Genomic DNA, 19,067 nt, shown 5'->3' on the forward strand with positions numbered 1-19,067 from the left:
AAGAAAGCAGGTACACCCATGGGGCGTAAGTGGAACAATATCAAAGAGAAGAAAGCTTCTAAGGATGCAAACACCAGTCGAATCTATGCGAAATTCGGCGTAGAAATTTATGTTGCGGCCAAAAAAGGCGAGCCGGATCCCGAGTCCAACCGCGCGTTGAAGGTCGTATTGGAACGTGCAAAAACTTACAATGTACCCAAAGCCATCATCGACCGGGCCTTGGACAAAGCCAAAGGCAGCGGGGAAGAAACCTATGAAGAACTGCGTTACGAAGGTTTTGGACCGAACGGCTCCATGGTCATCGTCGACGCTTTGACGAATAACGTGAACCGTACCGCTTCCGCCGTACGCGCCGCGTTCAACAAAAACGGAGGCAACATGGGCGTCAGCGGTTCCGTAGCTTATATGTTCGATTCCACCGCGGTGATCGGCGTCGCGGACAAATCGATTGACGAAGTGTTCGAACTGCTGATGGAGGCGGATCTGGAAGTTCGCGACATCCTTGAGGAAGACGACAACGTGATCGTTTACGCCGAGCCGGATCAGTTCCATGAGGTGCAGGAAGCGTTCAAGCAAGCCGGCATTACGGAGTTCACGGTGGCCGAGCTGACGATGCTGGCCCAGAACTATGTGACGCTGCCCGAGGACTCCGTCGCTCAATTCGAGAAGCTGATCGATGCGCTGGAAGATCTGGAAGACGTGCAGCAGGTGTATCATAACGTGGAATTTGATGAGGCATAATCAACAGGACCATTAGTGAGAGACCGGGTTTCGCCGTTAGGCGGGCCCGGTTTTTTTGCTTTATTGCAGCTGTTTTAAAGATGGCCTGGTCGGGTATTCATCCGGGATTAGGCGGAACATCGGTACCGGAGCAGCCACGGAAGGAAACCTTAACTTAATTTTTGAATTCCATAATTTTGAACTCTATGCTAGAATGAAGGCGAACCTCTGTTCTGTGAAAATGTGTGAGGAGAACAGCATGGCAAGATCGCAGAATTTGTCCACAACAAAATTAAGGATAAAGGTGGTAATCGTATGGCGCTTCAATTAAATCAGGTATTTATTAATCTACCGGTGAGAGACCTGAACAAAAGCATGGCCTTTTATAAGGAGATCGGCTTTGAATTCAATGCGCAGTTTACGAATGAGAATGCTGCTTGTCTGGTCATAAGCGAGCATATTTTCGCCATGCTGCAGACGGAAGAACATTTTAAAGGGTTCACAAACAAAGAAATTCCCGATACGACAACTCAGGCCCAGATGATTCTGGCCTTCTCCGCAGCCAGCAAGGAGCAAGTGGACGATATCGTCAACCGCGCCATGGCGGCAGGTGCTTCCAAATATAACGACCCGCAGGACCACGGTTTTATGTATGGCTGGAGTTTTCAGGATTTGGACGGGCATCTTTGGGAAGTTTTGTATATGGATCCGAGCAACCTTGAGCAGTAGTTTATTATTAACATCATGGATTGTTAATGTCATGAATTATTGATATACGATAAATTAAACAGGAACTATTTAGGTTGAACTATTGATTTGCATATTAGACAGCGGTGTAGAGCGTTCTTTACACACTTGGATGTGGAACTAAATGTTTGGTTTGAATTAAAGGGAATTCTTCCCGTTAATTTGGCACATATGCGTCTGCAGAGGCGAATTAACTGGAAAACCTCCCGTTAATTCGCCTGAAATTGTGTATTTCGGCAATAGGGCCGCGAAATAGATGGAGTTTTTCCTGCTAAATCCGATCGAGGGGGCCAAGAGGGGTACATTAACAGGATATTTTCCCGTTAATGGTGTAGACTCCGACGGCGGGACCTTATATCCACATTTGTGGATGTTGGCAACGCTTTTTCCGAAACCCTATCACATCCTTGCCTAACGACAATTTATTTAATTCAACTTATTATAGACAGAATTTTGTTTTTCAGCGCGTTATATTTCTTGAGATGAGGGACTCTACCTATGAGTGATTATATTTTTACCCAGTTGAATTTTGTGCGGAATAATACGCTCCAGCTGGCGAGTACGGTGGATGAACGGAAATCGGAGATTCTCCTGGACGGTTTTGGCAACCATATTAAATGGAACCTTGGCCATATTTACTTTGTACAGGAGAAATTCGCCTTCCATTTCAATGGGGAGGAGATGCATCTTCCGCCTGGCTTCGGGGAGTTATACGCCCCCGGCACTCGTCCAGAACATGGAGCTGACGGGGGATTCGCGCTTGCGGAAATCCTCGGTTTGCTGGGCGGGCAAATGACGCGGATCGAAACCGCGTTGTCCGCTCGGCTCCAAGAAGAAGTTAAACAGCCTTACACGACTTCCAAAGGTCTTCATTTATCCAAGGTGAATGAGTTCTTGAGCTTTTGTTTGTACCATGAAGGCATGCATTTCGAAAAAATCAAAACCATCCTCCATCTGATCGAACGGGAAGACAGCCGAAACTAGTAAACGGCGGTTGAACCTTGCGGGATTCTCGATTATGCTGATAGTAACATCGACTAGAATGGAGTAATCCCGTTATGTATCGCAATATGGAAGAGTGTATCTTGGATTTGGAGAAGCATGGACATTTAATTCGGGTTCGCGAGGAAGTGGACCCTTACCTTGAGATGGCGGCAATCCACCTGCGGGTTTATGAGGCAGGCGGACCCGCCTTGTTGTTTGAGCGCGTTAAAGGCACAAAGTTCCGGGCCGTTTCCAATCTTTTCGGCACCTTGGAGCGCAGCAAATTCATTTTCCGCAAAACCTGGACTAATACGCAGAATATTATCGCTCTGAAGAGCAACCCACTGGCAGCGTTGAAAACGCCGTTTAAAAGTATCGGCACCGGTTGGGCGGCACTTAAAGCCTTGCCCATGAAGGGGGGAAGCCGTCCGGTAACCGCGCAAGAAATCCGGATTTCGGACCTGCCGCTCATTCATCATTGGCCGATGGACGGCGGAGCCTTCGTAACCCTGCCACAGGTGTTTACGGAAGATCCCTCCAAACCGGGGATCATGAATTCGAATTTGGGGATGTACCGGGTCCAGCTTAGCGGAAACTCGTACGAGCCGGACCGCGAAGTGGGAATTCACTACCAAATTCACCGGGGAATTGGCATCCATCAAGATAAAGCGAACAAACTCGGGCAACCGCTTAAAGTGAGCATTTTCGTAGGGGGCCCTCCCGCACACACGCTATCGGCCGTCATGCCATTGCCGGAAGGGCTAAGCGAGCTTACGGTAGCGGGGATGTTAAGCGGGCGCCGATTCCGCTACAGCTACGTGGACGGCTATTGCATCAGCAATGAGGCCGATTTCGTGATCACCGGCGAGATTCACCCCGGCGAAACCAAGCCGGAGGGACCGTTCGGCGATCACTTGGGGTATTATAGCCTGGTCCATCCGTTTCCGGTGATGAAGGTGCATAAAATATACGCCAGAACCAACGCGATTTGGCCGTTCACCGTAGTCGGCCGTCCGCCGCAGGAGGATACCGCTTTCGGCGAGTTGATCCACGAGTTGACCGGAGATGCGGTACGCCAGGAAATCCCGGGCGTCAAAGAAGTACACGCCGTGGATGCGGCGGGGGTCCATCCGCTGCTGTTTGCCATCGGAAGCGAGCGGTACACGCCTTATCAAAATGTTAAACGTCCGGCCGAACTGCTTACGATCGCCAACCGGATTCTGGGTACCGGCCAGTTGAGCCTGGCGAAGTATTTGTTTATTACCGCCGAAGACGGGATGCCGCTCGACACCCACCGGGAAGTGGAGTTTCTGACCTACATCCTGGAGCGAATCGATTTGCATCGGGACATTCATTTCCAGACCCAGACAACAATCGACACGCTCGATTATTCCGGCACCGGCCTGAATAGCGGCAGTAAAGTGGTTTTTGCGGCATACGGAGACAAGAAGCGGGAGCTGTGCAGGGAAGTGCCGGATTCGCTGAAACGGGTCAGGGGCTTTGAAAATCCCCGGCTTATTATGCCGGGAGTTGTGGCGATTCAAGGCCCGCAATTCGGGAGTTACCCCGAGGCCCAGAAACAGCTGGAGGCATTGACGAAGGCGGTATCCGAGCAGGGAGCGCTACCTGCTTGTCCGATGATCATCCTTTGTGATGACAGTTCTTTCGTAAGCGCCGATCTGAGAAACTTCCTTTGGGTGACTTTTACGCGAAGCAACCCGTCCCATGATATTTATGGCGTCAACAGCTACTATGACAACAAGCATTGGGGCTGCGACAACGTCATTATTGACGCTCGCTCCAAACCGCACCAAGCCCCACCGCTTGTACAGGATGCCGACGTGGACAAGCATATTGACCGGTTGTTTGCAAAAGGCGGAAGCCTTAGCGGGATTAAAATTTAATTTCTGATTGAATATTGACATATCGCAAATCATCGATATAATGATAATCATGAAACCAATTGAAGTATTTAAAGCGTTGTCGAATGAGTCGAGACTGCAAATTCTGCACTGGCTGAAACAACCCGATCTTCACTTTACACCTCATGAAGGCATTGACATGAACAAAATTGGTGTTTGCGTTTCTCAAATCACCGACAAATTGAATATGACGCAATCCACGGCATCCCAGTATCTGACGATTTTGCAGCGAGCCGGGCTGATCAAGACACAAAGGATCGGCAAGTTCACTTATTATCGGAGGGACGAGGCTGCGATCGCGGAAATTGCGGAATATTTAAAGCAGGAAATCTAAAATCACGGATCCTGAGCTGCGAGTAAGGGCTCGGGATTCGTTTCGTCAGACAATTCGACAATTCGCGATATGACTGTTTAATATTCAACATATCGATATATCGCGAATTGTTTTAATATAGATGAAATACGAGCAAAGTAGCGGAATAGGAGTGAACATCTTGCAAAATACTTGGAAAATTTATGTGCTCGCTATCGTTAGTTTCTTGGTCGGGACTTCGGAATATGTCATTTCCGGGATACTGGATAAAATCGCCGAGGATCTGGGAATTACTATTGCGGCGACCGGCCAGCTTATCACGATTTTTTCGCTGGTCTATGGGCTGGGGACCCCCATCGTCATGGGTTTAACCTCTCGAATGGACCGCAAGAAGTTAATTCTCTACGGATTAGGTTTGTTCGTTGCGGCGAACGCTCTGGCTTTTTTGCTTCCAGGCTATGGTTTGTTTGTGCTGGCCCGTGTAATCATGGCGCTAGGAGCTGGGACCGTGGTCGTCACCGCTCTCAATATCGCGGCCAAAATAGCGCCGGCCGGAAAGCAGGGGAGCGCTATCGCTACCGTCATCATGGGCTTTACGGCTTCGCTTATCGTCGGAGTGCCTTTGGGCCGGATCGTTACCGGCATGTGGGGGTGGAAGGCTGTTTTCGGCGGGATTGCCGTGATGGGCGTCCTCGCCATGATCGTACTCTCCCGAACCTTGAAACCGATTGAGGGGGATAAACCGGTCCCCCTGATGCAGCAATTATCTCTCTTGAAGAAACGACATGTCGCGCTGGGACTGTCGATCACCTTTTTATGGCTGGGCGGGTACTCCATCGCTTATACCTATCTCTCTCCTTATTTGCTCGAGGTTTCGGGAATGGGGGAAAAGCTGCTAAGTCCTTTGCTGCTTGCTTTCGGCCTGGCCAGCCTGGCGGGATCCAAATTCGGAGGATACAGCACGGACCATTGGGGCGTTAAGGTCACTTTGACCGGCGGGATGCTGCTGCATATTCTGATGTTGGTCCTTTTGTCGGTGGTAGCCGGGACCATCACCGGTATATTCCTCTTACTGATTCTTTGGTCTTTTTCGGCCTGGTCAACCGGTCCGACCCAGCAATATCATATGGCGACGATGGAGCCGGAATCCTCCGGGGTCCTCCTCGGCTTAAACCAGTCGATGATGCAACTGGCTATGGCTGCCGGAGCCGGAATCGGCGGTTTGGCGATCAAGTATATTTCTCTGGCATCGGTAACGTGGATCGGCGCACTTAGCGTTCTTTTCGCCATTATAGTCGGCTTGGGGAGCTTTCGGGCGATTTCCAAATCCAAAGCAAACATGAATGCGGCGAAAGGATAAATTTGGATTGCTTCGGGCTCTAAGGTGTGATATGATTACGCCACTTGATAAAAGGAGGCTTTCGTGTGATAGATTATTCCCGATTGAGACGGCCATGATTTTGTTGTGGAGCTGTTTTCGTTCTGCCTGTGCGCAGGAAATCGGGAGAGGTATGTCTATCCGCGGGTGTCTTCATCCATCTTTGTTGTTAAGGTGCATTGGATCGCGTGTGTCTTTTTGCCCTTAACCAACTTGGTTATGCGAAGCCATTCCTTTTTCGAAACCCGCACAGGCAGACGACTGCCTGTGTTTTTTATTTTGAAGAGGAGGAGTGGTGGATTTATGACACCATCAAACTTGAACGGTAACGGGAATGAGCATGCCCATGGGTACGTGGAGAATCAAATGATCTCGGATGCTCGGCGGCTTGGATTAAATCTGGACCCGAAGAGTCTGGAGCTGAATGAAACGGGAATGGACTTCCTGGTCGGTTTTGCCAAAGACGCGAAGGATAACCGAACTTGGGTGCTTCGCAAGCCCAGAAGGAAGGATGTCTGGGAGAGAGCGGTAAACGAACGAAACGTGTTAGGCCTGCTTCATAACCAGCTGTCTGTGGCAGTCCCCGACTGGCAGATTTTCGATCCGGAGTTGATCGCCTATCCGCTGCTACCGGGATTCCCCGTCGCGGTCGTTGATGCCGCCGCGGGAGGGTACGCCTGGGCATTTGAACAGGCTCGGCTGGAGGATGCATTTTTCGATTCCCTTGCCGGTGCGCTTGCCGACCTTCACGGGACGGATCGGGACGCCGCGGCAGCAGTCCGTTTACGGGTAAAGTCCCCGCAGGAAGCGAGACAAGGCTATGCCGATCACATCCGGGAAATCTCCGAACACTTTACTATTCCCGAATCCCTGAGTACCCGATGGAATCGTTGGTTGGCCACGGATTATTATTGGCCGGACTTCTCGGTCCTGATCCACGGTGACTTGCATCCGCCTCATATTTTGGTCGATGACAAGCAGCGCGTCACCGGCCTGATTGACTGGACCGAAGCGGAAGTAGCCGATCCGGGAAAGGATTTTACCATTTATTATGCGCTGTTCGGGCGCGAAGGACTTGAGGATTTACTGGAGCGTTATGAACGCTCCGGGGGCCGGACTTGGCCTCGCATGTCTGAACATATCGCCGAGCAGTGGGCGGCGTACCCCGCATTGGTCGCGAAATTTGCGCTAACGACGGGGAAGGAGCAGGATATGGAAATGGCCAGAGGGATGCTGGCAACCTGGAAAGCCGATTAAACCAAAATTCTAAGAAATCAGGAGGAATTAAACTATATTGAATCAAGCGCGCAAGTCATTGATGATTACCCCCGTTCCGGTCATCGAGCCGGAAATCGGCCGTTGGTTGTGGGGAATGGAGGATGTAAGAAGAACGATTAAGACGAGGCTGGCGGAAGCGAGCCAAGCGGTCCTGGATACCCGGCTGGAAGGGGCTACTTCGATCGGTTCCCTCTTGTATCATATCGCTTTTATCGAAGCGGATTGGCTTTATGAAGAAGTGCTTTGTTCCCCTTGGAATCCCGACATCAAAGCTTTGTTTCCGGTCGACTGCCGGGAAGACAACGACGATTTGTCTCATGTGGAAGGCGAAAGCATCGAAAGGCATTTTGAAAGGCTCGACCGCGTGCGTAACGCTTTTTTGGCGGTGTTTCGGGAAATGAGTCTGGAAGACTGGCGGCGCCCCCGAGTCTTGGAACCGTATGATGTCACCCCCGAGTGGGTGGTCTACCATTTGATTGAACATGAAGCTCATCACCGCGGGCAGATCTTTTCGCTGCACGGCAGATTGCTGAAGTCGCTCGCCTGAGGCTGGAAAATAGGCCCCCCCGTTTGTTGCATCTTTCTATAAGAGCACACATAATATACATAAACGTATATGATGTGTGCTTTTTGTTTGACACCGACAGCATGAGCATGAGGAAGGAGCTTACATACATGTCTACCCTGGACCTGGCCTGTCTTCTCAAGGACCAGCCTTTATCCCGATATTCCACGTATGAAATCGGAGGAACCGCCGCATTTTTGGCTCTGCCGCAGACCGACGACGACATCCGCGCCGTTTTGGAGGCGGCGCAATCCCATGGTTTGAACCCCGTTTTCTTCGGGATGGGGTCCAACTTGTTGTTTCCCGATAGACCGAGCCGGGAAACTTTATTTATCTCGACGAGATCCCACCGTGAACTTTCGATGAGCGAAGAGCGCATATACGTGTCGGCGGGGACGCCGATGTCCTTGCTGGCGCTTGTCGGCGCCGAAATCGGAACCGAAGATTTCGATTTCTGCTATCTGCTACCGGGGACATTGGGGGGCGGAATCTACATGAACGCGAAGTATTTCGAACACCATATCAGCGATTTTTTGGATACCGTATACTATGTGGATTTGGATGACCTGCGCCAAGGGATTCAATCGATTGCCGCAGAACAATGTGAATTCAGTTACAAACGTTCGATTTTTCAGCAGAAGAATTGGTTCATTACCGGAGCGCAATTAAAGTTTAAGCGCTGCCCGGCCAACCCGGATGCTTTAGATCCCTTTTTGGTCCATATGGATCGGGAAAAGACGGCCATTTCCAGCCTGTCGGAATTTTATGATTTTTACGCCGGTGCGCTGGATCGTCTGGAGGCCCGGCTAGGGCGGACGCTAGGCAAGATGCGGGGAGTCATTGAAGACCGCACGGGAAAACATCATTTTGACTACCCTTCCTGCGGTTCCGTGTTCAAAAACAATTATGATATCGGCGAACCCATCGGCAGGCTGGCGGACCGTCTCCAACTCAAGGGATTGCAGTACGGGAACGCCATGATCTCTCCCGTTCACGGCAATGTGATTCAGAATAGGGGAGGCGCCAAAGCGGAAGAAATCCTGTATCTGATTCATAAAGTGCAGGATGCCTTTAGCAAGCATTACGGATTTGTGCCGGAGCCCGAGGTGGTGGTTGTGCCGTCGTGATCCGTTTGAAGGCCTTCATGCCTTGTGGTTGACAGGGCAGATCGGCTATATTATCATGTAACTATCTTCCAATAAGGAGAAGTTTTTATGTCCGGAGTCGTTCTTAACTAAGATAATTCCATAAATAAGCTTCATTTGTCCCGTCTTTCTGACGACTGATCAGAAGGGTTTGTTTTCATGCGGGCAATGACGGCTTATGGATTTAGTTAAGAACAGCGGATACCCTCCGAATTTGGAGTCGTCTTGATATGCCTAACACATATCCGTGCTGAGTTCAGCGCGGATTTTTTGTTTAGGGGCTATTGGGGCAGCGCAAAAAAGAGCGGGAGTGAACGTGTGTTCATGGACCGCTCTTTTTTATATTTTGAACCGGGAGTGATCGGAATGAAACAAATTGTACGCCAAATAAAACCGGAAGTTGAAGGAGGATCTAGAAAAAGGGAGCGATGGGATGAAAAACTTAATTGAACATGTATATGAGCAAATACAGCTTCAGGAAGGGACGGCCGCGTTGGAGAGGGTTCTGATGGAGTGCTACTTAACCCCGGGGATATCGACTAAAGCCTTGGCGGTAAAATGCGGCTTGCCCGTCCCTTTAACGGCGGCAGTCAAAAGAGAATTTATCCGGGCCGGCGCTTTGACGCAGGATCGCGGTGTCCGCTGCACCCCGGAGGGAGAAGCCTGGGTTGATAGGCAATGGGGATATAGCGGGATCGATAAAATCCTTTACCATCAACTTATTGCCGAAGGTTCCGCAGAGTGGAAAAAAGAGGTTCAAAGCCTGCTTACCGAGCTAGAGCATGGCTATGCGTTAAGGCCGCAGGCAAACGTCCAACTGGACCAGGCCAAATGTACGCCGGAAACCAGTTTGAAGAGAGCGGTCCTGTCTCTCCGGGAGCAAGCTCTTATCGGTAAAAAAATTCTCTGTGTTGGCGATGACGATCTGGTCAGCGTTTCGGCCGGTTTTTTGTTGAAACGGCTTTTTCCGAATTCCGACCACCGGGCCACCGAAATCGAAGTCGTGGATATCGATTCAAGATTTTTAAGCTATATCGAGGAGTTGGCGGCCGCTTATCATTTACCCATACGCTGCAGACTGTGGGATTTGCGCGAACCTCTGCCTGACGATATGCTGGGCGAGTATCATAGTATATTTACGGATCCGCCCTATACCCTGCAGGGAATGTCATTGTTTCTTTCCCGGGGACTAAGCGCCCTTCGTCAAGAAAGCGGGCTGTCGATCTTTTTGTCCTTCGCCCATAAACCACCCGGCTTTACCTTGTCGATGCAGCGGGCGTTTGTAAACATGGGGCTGACCGTCTGTGCGAACTATCCCCATTTCAATATCTATGAAGGGGCCGGGTCGATCGCCAACCGGAGCCAGATGTTCGTGCTGCGCACAACCGATCAGAGTGCGCCGGAAATAACGGGCAGCTTCCAGGAGGAGATGTATACCGGGGAAGTGAACCGAACCCTGCGCATTTATCAATGCAAGCGCTGCAAGACACAGGTGAGGGTTGGGCAGCGAGGGGAGGCAGCCACGATCGAACAGCTCAAACATAGGGGATGTCCGCGATGCACCGGCTTTACCTTCGAGCTCATCCGCAAGGTGAAACAGAGCTGAAAACGGTCCTTGCATTTGAGGACATATGTCCTTCCCAAATACTTAAAGATCCCTTTTAATAGGGAATATCAATAAGGATTGGGGAGAGAAATGAAGATGAAAGGACTGTTGTTTGCTTTTATGGCCGGGTTCTTCATAACCTTGCAGGGGGTGGCCAATTCCCGGATCAGCGAAGGGATCGGCACCTGGCAGGCGGCGACGATCACGCAATTTACCGGCTTTGCGGCGGCGTTGTTGATTCTTCTGTTTGTGAAGGAGAAGAGATGGCGGGGATTCAAAGAGGTCAAGCCCATTTATTTAACCAGCGGCGCTTTGGCCGCGATCATCATCTCGAGCAACATGACGGCGATCCACCATGTGGGGGTTACGCTGACCGTCGCGGCTGTTTTGATCGCCCAGCTTAGCTTGACTTTTTTAGTCGATATTAACGGCTGGTTCGGTGTGATCAAGCAGAAAATGCGTCTCCCGCAGTTTATCGGGATCGCCTTGATGGTGATCGGCATTATCATATTGAAATTTTAAGCAGAACGCCGGGAGTGGTGAGCCATGAAAGAAATCAAAGATCCGATCCTATTGGAAACTTATCTTCGGGAATACGGACTGGAACCTGTTTTGTACGAAAAAATCAGACCTTACTGCGCTTTGTACGAATATAACCGCGGGGATCTGATCTGTTCCCAGGGCGAAAGTCCGGAAATTTTATATATTCTCGTCAAGGGCAAGCTTAAAGTGTTTACGACCAATGCCGAAGGGAAAACGTTGGTGATCTCTTTTAAAACCGCGCTTGAGCTCGTCGGGGATATTGAATACGTTCAAGAGACGGATATATTGAACACGGTGGAGGCGGTGACCGGAGTTCATATGATCGCCGTGCCTTACCGGATCCTTAGGAGGTACGGTCAGGAGCATGCGCCTTTGCTGCAGTTTTTGCTGAAAGTGATCACGAGGAAATTTTACCTCAAATCCAACTCCATCAGCCTTAACATGATGTATCCCGTAGATGTGCGTTTGGCCAGCTACCTGGTCGCCGCTTTTTCCGACGAGTCACATAATCCTGTTTCCGGACTGCTCAGCACGGCGGAACTAAAAGATGTGGCTAATTTGATCGGGGTCAGCTACCGGCATTTGAATCGCATTATTTTGCAATTTTGCTCCAACGGGCTCCTTGAGCGGAAAAAGGGCGGGCTCTTGGTGAAAAACCTGGATGGCTTGGGCAAAATGGCGATCCGGAATATCTACGAATATCAATAAGGGAGGCTTCTTTATGTTGATTGGATTGTTGCTAGCGCTTCTGGCCGGCTCTTTGGTCGGTCTGCAAAATATATTTAACAGCAGGGTCAATGAACGGGCGGGTACTTGGCCGACCACCACTTTGGTGTTGGGACTCGGATTCCTGGCCTCTTTCCTGATCGGACTGGCGATTGAGGGAAAAAGGCTGTTCCATCTGGAGCATATGGAGCCCTGGTTCTGGTTCAGCGGCATTGTTGGAGTCGGTGTCGTGGTATGTATGGTCAACGGCATGAAATGGCTCGGTCCCACTTATACCATCTCGATCGTGATGTGCTCCCAACTTTTTTTCGCCTTGTTATGGGATTCTTTCGGATTTCTGGGTCTGGAAGTCGTCCCTTTTACGATGAAGCAGCTCGTGGGCGTGCTGGTCATCGGAAGCGGGATCCTGCTGTTCAAGTTTGGAGGAGCACGAGAGATACGGGCGGCGGTAGCTTCGAGAGAAGAAGCTTAAATAAGACGGAACCAAAAGTATCCGAAAGGATACTATACGACGGGAGTTGCGATTTGCTAAGCTAGTTAAGATAACCGCAGTTATGGAATTGGGGGAGTAGTATGAGCGTTTATCTACGTGAGTTTTTTGTGGAAACCGAGGCGGAGGAGCTGGTTTCTTTTCTAGCGGGGAAAACCTGGCCGTTTCACGGGGCGGCCACGATGGCGGAAGCGACCGTGCGGGAGCAGATCGCGCGAGGCCGGTATCACTCCGATGAAGAGAAAAAGACGTTTTGGGCGATGGATGAGCAGGAACAACGAGTCGGTTTGGTCCGGGTCTTTGATCTCGGGGATCCCACGCCCATGTTCGACCTCCGCATTGCCGAGAGCCACAGGGGCCGCGGAATCGGCCTGCAGGCTTTGCGTAAACTGGTGGAATTCGTCTTCACCACTTACGAGGACAAACTCCGGCTGGAAGGACATACACGGGTCGACAATTTGGCCATGCGCAAGGTTTTTCATAAGGCCGGTTTTGTGAAAGAAGCGGTTCACCGCCAGTCGTGGCCGTCCGAGGACGGCGCCATTTATGATTCCATTGGCTACGCCATCCTCCGTGAGGATTGGCTAAACAACAAGACTACGCCAATTTGTTGGGACGACTTCCCATACTAAGAAGACCAGGAGGAGGGATCCTTCATGAACGATCGGCAATCGGCGGGATGGCTTTCTGGGGGGACCTATTGGCTCTGACCAGCGCCTTCATGGGAACGGTCTATTACTTTATCGGTCAGCACAGCCGACAATCCCTTTCTTCCATGACTTATACGCTGGCGTTATATGCGTTCTGTACGGGCTTCAGCGCCCTATATGTCCTGAGTAAAGGTTATGCCTTGACCGGATACCCGGCTGCGGATTGGTTGAGATTTATCGGAACCGCCATCATCCCGACTTTGCTGGGACAGTCGGTCGTCAATTGGCTACTGAAATGGCTGAAAGCTACGACCGTCTCGGTCGGGATGCTATCCGAAACCTTTGCGGCTGTCGTATTCGGATACCTGCTCTTTGATGAGAAGGTCTCGATCTTCCAGCTTGCCGGCGGCGGGTTCATTATTTTTGGAATCGTGATCTATCTGCGAAACGAACGCAAAGAAACCGAGAAGCAGTTATCCCGCAAGCCGGATTCTTTCAGGGAAGTCGCCGAATAGGAGAGGGATGGAGGACGAAGCCGGTGGTGAACCGACTTCGTTCTCCCGAATGATCGCCGGCAAATGCAATGGACCATGCTTCCCGGGGAAATCTTCATGGTTAGCGGATGGGTTAGACTCAACAAAGGCCGTTTTAACGAGCCGGAGGGATATCTTTCAGCTCGTAATAGACGGCCTTCCCTTTGCGTCTGGCCGTGTTGACCATTTCATCGGCACCTAGCGACGGACCGCCGACCCGCAAAACGGCATCAATATGATCGAGCAGGCGAACCGCCGAGGGATGAAATATTCGATTAAACACTTCGTCACCGATGCGGGCCGATCCCGCCGTTTCTATGAGCGGCAGCGCGTACCACTCGCCGAGGACGGGCAAATGCCCCATTTCATAAATTTTGGAGGCGAACGCCTGCATTAAACGGACGTTGCGCTGAATGAGCGCGGGGTCGTCATTCGTCCCTGAGCGGTAAGGGCCCGCGATCAAAATATGCAATGAAGGCTTGGGGAATTCCGGTTCCGAAAACTTCGGCTGAATCAACCCCTTCGCTTCGGCATATTGCAGAAGCATGATCGTCTTGGCATCCCGTATGTCTCCGGACGCCACCATGTCCAGCGCTTCGCCGAAGGGTAATTCAAGCACTTCGATATTTTCTTGCTCGTGAGCCAGTCCGCCGCCGTCGCCGGCACGCATATCGTCGGAGTACTCGGCAATATAAAGATGCAAAATTTCGGTAACGGAACCGGGCGACATGTAAGCCTCGAAAACTTTATGCACTTGGGAAACCCGATACCCGGTTTCTTCTTCGGTTTCCCGGATGATCGCCGTTTCGGGACTTTCCTCATCCAGCAGGCCGGCGCAGACTTCAATCAGCATTCCGGTTTCATTTCCGTTGACGTAGGTCGGCATCCGGAACTGGCGGGTCAGGATTACCGTTCCTTTCGCCCGGTTATACAGGAGGATGGCGGCCCCATTCCCGCGGTCATAAGCCTCCCGGGACTGTGTGGTCCAGCTTCCGTCTTGATTTTGGGTTTCAAAGGTGATTTTCTTCAGCACATACCAATTGTCGGATAATACCTGTTCGTCGATGAGCCGTACTTTGGGATTCATAGTGTTCCTCCTTCAGGAGATTTTATCTCGTTCCGCTGCTATCTATCCTAGCAGGCGACAAAGGGATGAACAATCTTAATATATTGAACGGAATTATCGTAAAATTGACCTCAACTATAAGGCAGGTGACGCATGATGCTATCGCCTTCATCCTTCTATTTCCGGACGGCGGACGAAAAGCCGTTTCCATTCGCCACCTTATCTTCGATCGGGTGGGATCGCAAAGCGACGGATAAATACGACTTTGACGTTTTCCGTCGTGCGGACCGGGGGCATTTCATTTTTCAATTTACACTTTCCGGGGAAGGTAGGGTCGTCTTGAATGGGAAAGAGCAGCAATTGCCTGCCGGAACGGGCTTTTTGGTTAAAGTGCCCAGTGAAGCCCGTTATTTCTATGAGGCCTCGGCAAAGGAACCTTGGGAGTTCATATGGATGAACGTAAAGGGGGAGGATGCCCACAGGTTTGCGGACCGGTTATGCGGAGAGGCGGGGGCCTCGTTCAAACTTCAGCCGGAATCGTCTCCGCTGCGCTTGTTTTGGAGCCTGTACCGGGAAATCGCCGTCGGGAACTTGCGCAACCATTATCGGATATCGACCAAGGTGTACGAGTGGATCGTAGCTATGCAAGCCAACGAATCCGAATTGGAACGAGAGCCGGAACGGGTCAAGCCCGCTTTTTTGGCCGCCGAGGACTTTATCAAACGGCATTTTTCCGAATCATTAACTCTGGAAGATATTGCGAATCATGCGGGCGTGTCCAAGCATTATCTATGCCGCTTATTTCAAAAAAACCTCGGCTATTCACCCATGGAATTCGTCAGACGCAGACGGATTGAGCAGGCGGCGGCCGCCCTCCGGGTTACGGATCAGGCGGTCCACCGAATCGCGGCGGAATGCGGTTTTGAAACCCAAAGCTATTTCGGAAAAGTGTTCCGCGATTACTTCGGGATGTCCCCGCTCGAATACCGGAAGCAAGAGCTGGAATATCCGTATAAGACCGTGATTATTGATTAAAATCAGAGGCGGCCCTAATGCTTTTGTCTTAAATACAAGGAATGAAGGTGTCCCCTGGACTAGACATGCATCTTTGGATGGATGTCTAGTCCAGGGGATTTTTTATATGGAGAATTCTGCCTGGATGCGTTTGCCGGTTTCACGGCATTTTCAAAAATAATGTTTACATTTTTCAATAGGAGGAATATACTCATGATATAAAGTTGCATTAAGGAAACTTTACTGGTTGAAGACAACTTTGACCTTTGCATAAGGAGGGATCGACATGATGGAACAAGGTGTCGTACATGAACAAACGAAAATGGATCATAAAGGAACGGCCTTGCCCGCAGCGGCAAAAGCCGCTTTAAACGGTGAAGCGAAGGGGATAAAGCGACTGCTGCCGTTTTTGGGTCCGGCCTTCATTGCAGCGGTCGCCTATCTCGATCCCGGCAATTTCGCCACCAATATTACCGCAGGCTCCAAATACGGATATTTACTTCTATGGGTCATCGCGGCCTCGAATCTCATGGCGGTTCTGATTCAAACATTATCGGCGAAGCTGGGCATCGCCACCGGCAAAAATTTACCGGAGGTTGCACACGACCGCTTTCCGAAAAGCGTATCTATCTTCTTGTGGATTCAAAGCGAACTGGTCATCATTGCGACCGATTTGGCCGAGTTTATCGGGGCGGCTCTCGGCTTGTACTTGCTATTCGGCATTCCGATGCTGCCGGCCGCCATTATCACCGCCATCGGCTCCTTTGCCATCCTGGAGCTGCAGCGGAGGGGATATCGCTCGCTTGAGGCCGGAATCGCCGCAATGGTGCTGATCGTCGTATTGGCTTTTGCCTTCCAGGTGATCGTCGCCAAGCCGGATTTCGCCGCGGTTGCCACCGGCATTGTCACCCCCCGGTTTGACGGAATCGACAGCGTCCTGCTCGCTGCGGGCATCCTTGGCGCTACCGTCATGCCGCACGCGATTTATCTGCATTCTTCCCTGACGCAAAATCGCATTGTCGGCAGAAACGAGGCGGAGAAGAAGAAGATTTTCAAGCTGGAATTCATTGATATCATCCTGGCCATGATTATTGCCGGTGCCGTCAATATGGCGATGGTTGTCGTTTCCGCCGGGCTGTTCTTCAAGAATGGAATGGTGGTCGAGGATCTGGACGTGGCTTTCCGGCAATTTGGACAATTGTCCGGGCCGGTCACCGCTATCTCGTTCGGTCTGGGTCTGCTTATCGCCGGTCTGTCGAGCTCTTCGGTGGGAACGATGGCCGGTGACGTGGTCATGCAGGGATTCATCAACAAACGGATTAATTTATATCTCCGGCGCGCGATCACAATGGTACCGCCGCTCGCGATCATTGTTTCGGGTGTGAACCCGACGGACGCTCTGGTGATGAGCCAAGTGGTTCTGTCCTTCGGCATCGCCTTCGCTCTTATTCCGCTTATCCTGTTTACCGCCAACCGCGACATCATGGGCGGGCTCGTCAACCGGCGCATCACTACGATACTGGGTTGGATGATTTCCGCGCTGGTCGTCGGACTCAATTTATTCCTCATCGTGCAGATGCTGTGAATGAGGCTTGAAATCGCATCACAGTGTATTATTCTCAATGAAATGGGCAGGTCAACGTTGGTTCCCTAGGGTTTGCGGCGTATTCATTATTCGACAATATGGTTGTGGGTTATATGCTGCCGCTAGGATATTATATGCTAAATTTATTCTCGGGGCCCGAGTTGGGCAACTTCTATTTATTTTCATTGGCCAACGGGAGTTTAAGCGAGAAGTGCTGGCTATTTGGCGGAGGGGTAACACTGTTTGCATTTGGGATAGTTTACGGAAGCTTAGTGAGAAGGATTAGATAATAGCGGCAAGAAAGCGGCTCACGTAGAGCCGCTTTCTTGTTATAAGTCTCTTCCGATCAACTGATGGACCAGCGCTTTATAGTCCTCCTGTCTTTCGCAGCTTTGATACATACGGTTGGCGGTCGTCTTGGCGTTGCCGAAGAAAAAGCGCTCGAACTGGCTTTGTCTGCCGCCGAAGGGACCCGCCCCCAGTTCCCAGGCCAACCTGAATAGGGAGATCCGCTCTTTGGCCGATGACGATACCCCCTTCAAATAAACCTCCAAATATTGCTTCGGAGCGGATGACAAGTCGGCTTCTAAGGGGTTCATAATCAGATTGCTGGCGCTAAGCTGTTGTATCGTATGGATCATTTCTTCATAATATTCGGGAAACTGAAGATTAGCCGCGATTAAAGGAGGATTCCCGGGAACATAGTAGCCGTTAGGGTTCGTATCACCCGTTGTTTCGGAGGCCAGCCTCAAAGCGCGAAGGTTCTCGAGCATCGTCATTACTCTGGCGATCCGGCTCGTTGTCGACAACTCCGCTGCCGCGTTTTGCTCTTCGGCCAGGGAGAGTATCAAACCCAACAAAAACTCGGTTTTGGCGATATATCTGGAGAGGATTTGATGTCCCGCGTAAGCATGGAAATTTCCCTCCTGAAATAAACGGTCGAACAACCTTTCATCCCCGTAAAAAAACACCCGATCATGCGGGACGAGCACCCGGTCCAACACAACGAACGTGTCCATTTCCTCGAATCTGCTGCTAAGCGGGTGGTCAAAGGCGGAGTCGCGGGCATAGCTCTCGCGGCAAATGAACGTGATCCCTTCCAAATCGTTCGGGACCGCAAAGGCAAAAGCGCTGGGATTCCCGTCCTCCGACAGCGAAAAGGAAGGGGAAGGGAAAACCAGGATTTCTTCACAGGTGGGGCCCTGGGTGGCCATGATGAAGGCACCGCTAACGACAATTCCTTTATCGTTCGTTTCGATGACTTTAGCCGCAATGGATCCCTCGGTGTCCGCGGGTTCGGACCATTTGGATGCCAGGGGCTGTACAAAGGCATGCGACAGCGTAATATCGTTTTCCCGGCAGTAAACATAATAATTTCTTAAATTCCGGGCAAAATCCGGCGAGCTTTGCTCGAGAACGGAAGCGGCCGTATAAAAGGCCATTAATGCCGTGTTCATATAGTCGGGGGAACGGCCGAGAAACCCGTGATGCCGCCCCGACCAAATCTCCGTCACCTGCCTTCTGCGAACCAGATCGTCCGCGTTGACCGGCGGCAGATAGGAGAGACCGACGCGTTCGCCGGTTAGCGGGGAAAGATAGGTCATCCGTTCGATATATTCCCCGTCGCATTGCAGGTCATACAAGTCGGCCTGCGTGCGGATTAGCCCGCGAAAGGCGGGATGTTCGGACAGGGGGCCGGATACTCGTTCACCCTGATACCAAAGGTTGATGCGCTGCCGGTCTATCCGTTCGATATACTGCCTACCGTTTTTAACAGGCATGGTCATAATCTCCTTTACGAA

At 51.1% G+C, this 19,067-nt stretch carries 19 protein-coding genes; 17 read left to right on the forward strand and 2 right to left on the reverse strand.

The features are described 5' to 3' along the window. Nucleotides 1–18 precede the first annotated feature (18 nt). The 15 genes from LBW89_RS21335 (at nt 19) to LBW89_RS21405 (ending at nt 13,582) form a co-directional block, all read left to right on the forward strand. Nucleotides 19–741, forward strand: coding sequence for a YebC/PmpR family DNA-binding transcriptional regulator (locus LBW89_RS21335; RefSeq protein ID WP_225040270.1), 723 nt, complete (start codon nt 19–21; stop codon nt 739–741). Between the two features lie 294 nt (nt 742–1,035). Continuing rightward, nucleotides 1,036–1,449, forward strand: coding sequence for a VOC family protein (locus LBW89_RS21340; RefSeq protein WP_148457573.1), 414 nt, complete (start codon nt 1,036–1,038; stop codon nt 1,447–1,449). Nucleotides 1,450–1,965: 516 nt separating this feature from the next. Continuing rightward, the gene (locus LBW89_RS21345) at nt 1,966–2,451 is read left to right on the forward strand and encodes a DinB family protein (RefSeq protein ID WP_225040272.1); all 486 of its coding nucleotides are present in this window, start codon (nt 1,966–1,968) and stop codon (nt 2,449–2,451) included. Nucleotides 2,452–2,525: 74 nt separating this feature from the next. Further along, nucleotides 2,526–4,355 (forward strand): UbiD family decarboxylase, encoded by a 1,830-nt coding sequence (locus LBW89_RS21350; RefSeq protein WP_225040274.1) that lies wholly within the window; start codon nt 2,526–2,528, stop codon nt 4,353–4,355. A gap of 49 nt (nt 4,356–4,404) precedes the next feature. Continuing rightward, nucleotides 4,405–4,707, forward strand: coding sequence for an ArsR/SmtB family transcription factor (locus tag LBW89_RS21355; RefSeq protein WP_148457576.1), 303 nt, complete (start codon nt 4,405–4,407; stop codon nt 4,705–4,707). Between the two features lie 160 nt (nt 4,708–4,867). Beyond that, entirely contained in the window at nt 4,868–6,046 is a 1,179-nt protein-coding gene (locus LBW89_RS21360) for an MFS transporter (RefSeq protein WP_225040276.1), read from the forward strand. Between the two features lie 384 nt (nt 6,047–6,430). Further along, the gene (locus LBW89_RS21365) at nt 6,431–7,321 is read left to right on the forward strand and encodes a macrolide 2'-phosphotransferase (protein ID WP_318249431.1); all 891 of its coding nucleotides are present in this window, start codon (nt 6,431–6,433) and stop codon (nt 7,319–7,321) included. 37 nt (nt 7,322–7,358) lie between these two features. Continuing rightward, nucleotides 7,359–7,889: a DinB family protein gene (locus tag LBW89_RS21370; RefSeq protein WP_225040279.1), complete on the forward strand. Its 531-nt coding sequence runs from the start codon at nt 7,359–7,361 to the stop codon at nt 7,887–7,889. A gap of 128 nt (nt 7,890–8,017) precedes the next feature. Beyond that, nucleotides 8,018–9,034 (forward strand): UDP-N-acetylmuramate dehydrogenase, encoded by a 1,017-nt coding sequence (locus LBW89_RS21375; protein ID WP_225040281.1) that lies wholly within the window; start codon nt 8,018–8,020, stop codon nt 9,032–9,034. Nucleotides 9,035–9,485: 451 nt separating this feature from the next. After that, a complete protein-coding gene (locus LBW89_RS21380) occupies nt 9,486–10,658 on the forward strand; it encodes a bis-aminopropyl spermidine synthase family protein (RefSeq protein ID WP_225040283.1) in 1,173 nt (390 codons plus the stop codon). A 96-nt stretch (nt 10,659–10,754) separates the two neighbouring features. Beyond that, nucleotides 10,755–11,180 carry a DMT family transporter gene (locus tag LBW89_RS21385; protein WP_148457581.1) on the forward strand — a complete coding sequence of 142 codons (426 nt, stop codon included), beginning with the start codon at nt 10,755–10,757 and terminating at the stop codon, nt 11,178–11,180. A 24-nt stretch (nt 11,181–11,204) separates the two neighbouring features. Then, the gene (locus LBW89_RS21390; protein WP_148457582.1) at nt 11,205–11,909 is read left to right on the forward strand and encodes a Crp/Fnr family transcriptional regulator; all 705 of its coding nucleotides are present in this window, start codon (nt 11,205–11,207) and stop codon (nt 11,907–11,909) included. Nucleotides 11,910–11,922: 13 nt separating this feature from the next. Continuing rightward, nucleotides 11,923–12,399 (forward strand): DMT family transporter, encoded by a 477-nt coding sequence (locus LBW89_RS21395; protein ID WP_148457583.1) that lies wholly within the window; start codon nt 11,923–11,925, stop codon nt 12,397–12,399. Nucleotides 12,400–12,500: 101 nt separating this feature from the next. Beyond that, a complete protein-coding gene (locus LBW89_RS21400; protein ID WP_148457584.1) occupies nt 12,501–13,049 on the forward strand; it encodes a GNAT family N-acetyltransferase in 549 nt (182 codons plus the stop codon). Nucleotides 13,050–13,117: 68 nt separating this feature from the next. Beyond that, nucleotides 13,118–13,582, forward strand: a complete 465-nt coding sequence (locus LBW89_RS21405; protein ID WP_170287193.1) for a DMT family transporter — start codon at nt 13,118–13,120, stop codon at nt 13,580–13,582. A 133-nt stretch (nt 13,583–13,715) separates the two neighbouring features. On the opposite strand, the gene nudK is transcribed toward LBW89_RS21405, so the two are convergent. Continuing rightward, complete coding sequence (gene nudK, locus LBW89_RS21410) at nt 13,716–14,687, reverse strand: GDP-mannose pyrophosphatase NudK (RefSeq protein WP_148457586.1); 972 nt, start codon at nt 14,685–14,687, stop codon at nt 13,716–13,718. 132 nt (nt 14,688–14,819) lie between these two features. Here nudK and LBW89_RS21415 point away from each other — a divergent pair, with 132 nt between their 5' ends. Both LBW89_RS21415 and LBW89_RS21420 read left to right on the forward strand, forming a co-directional pair. Further along, nucleotides 14,820–15,701, forward strand: coding sequence for an AraC family transcriptional regulator (locus tag LBW89_RS21415; protein WP_148457587.1), 882 nt, complete (start codon nt 14,820–14,822; stop codon nt 15,699–15,701). A 301-nt stretch (nt 15,702–16,002) separates the two neighbouring features. Then, on the forward strand, nt 16,003–17,265 hold the full coding sequence (locus LBW89_RS21420; protein ID WP_148457970.1) for an Nramp family divalent metal transporter: 1,263 nt from the start codon (nt 16,003–16,005) through the stop codon (nt 17,263–17,265). A 329-nt stretch (nt 17,266–17,594) separates the two neighbouring features. Here LBW89_RS21420 and LBW89_RS21425 read toward each other — a convergent pair whose 3' ends face one another. After that, nucleotides 17,595–19,046, reverse strand: coding sequence for a 4-hydroxyphenylacetate 3-hydroxylase family protein (locus tag LBW89_RS21425; RefSeq protein WP_225040285.1), 1,452 nt, complete (start codon nt 19,044–19,046; stop codon nt 17,595–17,597). Nucleotides 19,047–19,067: the final 21 nt, after the last annotated feature.

It is taken from the genome of Paenibacillus sp. alder61 (genome assembly GCF_020179875.1).
In the GTDB taxonomy this organism is placed as follows: domain Bacteria; phylum Bacillota; class Bacilli; order Paenibacillales; family Paenibacillaceae; genus Fontibacillus; species Fontibacillus faecis.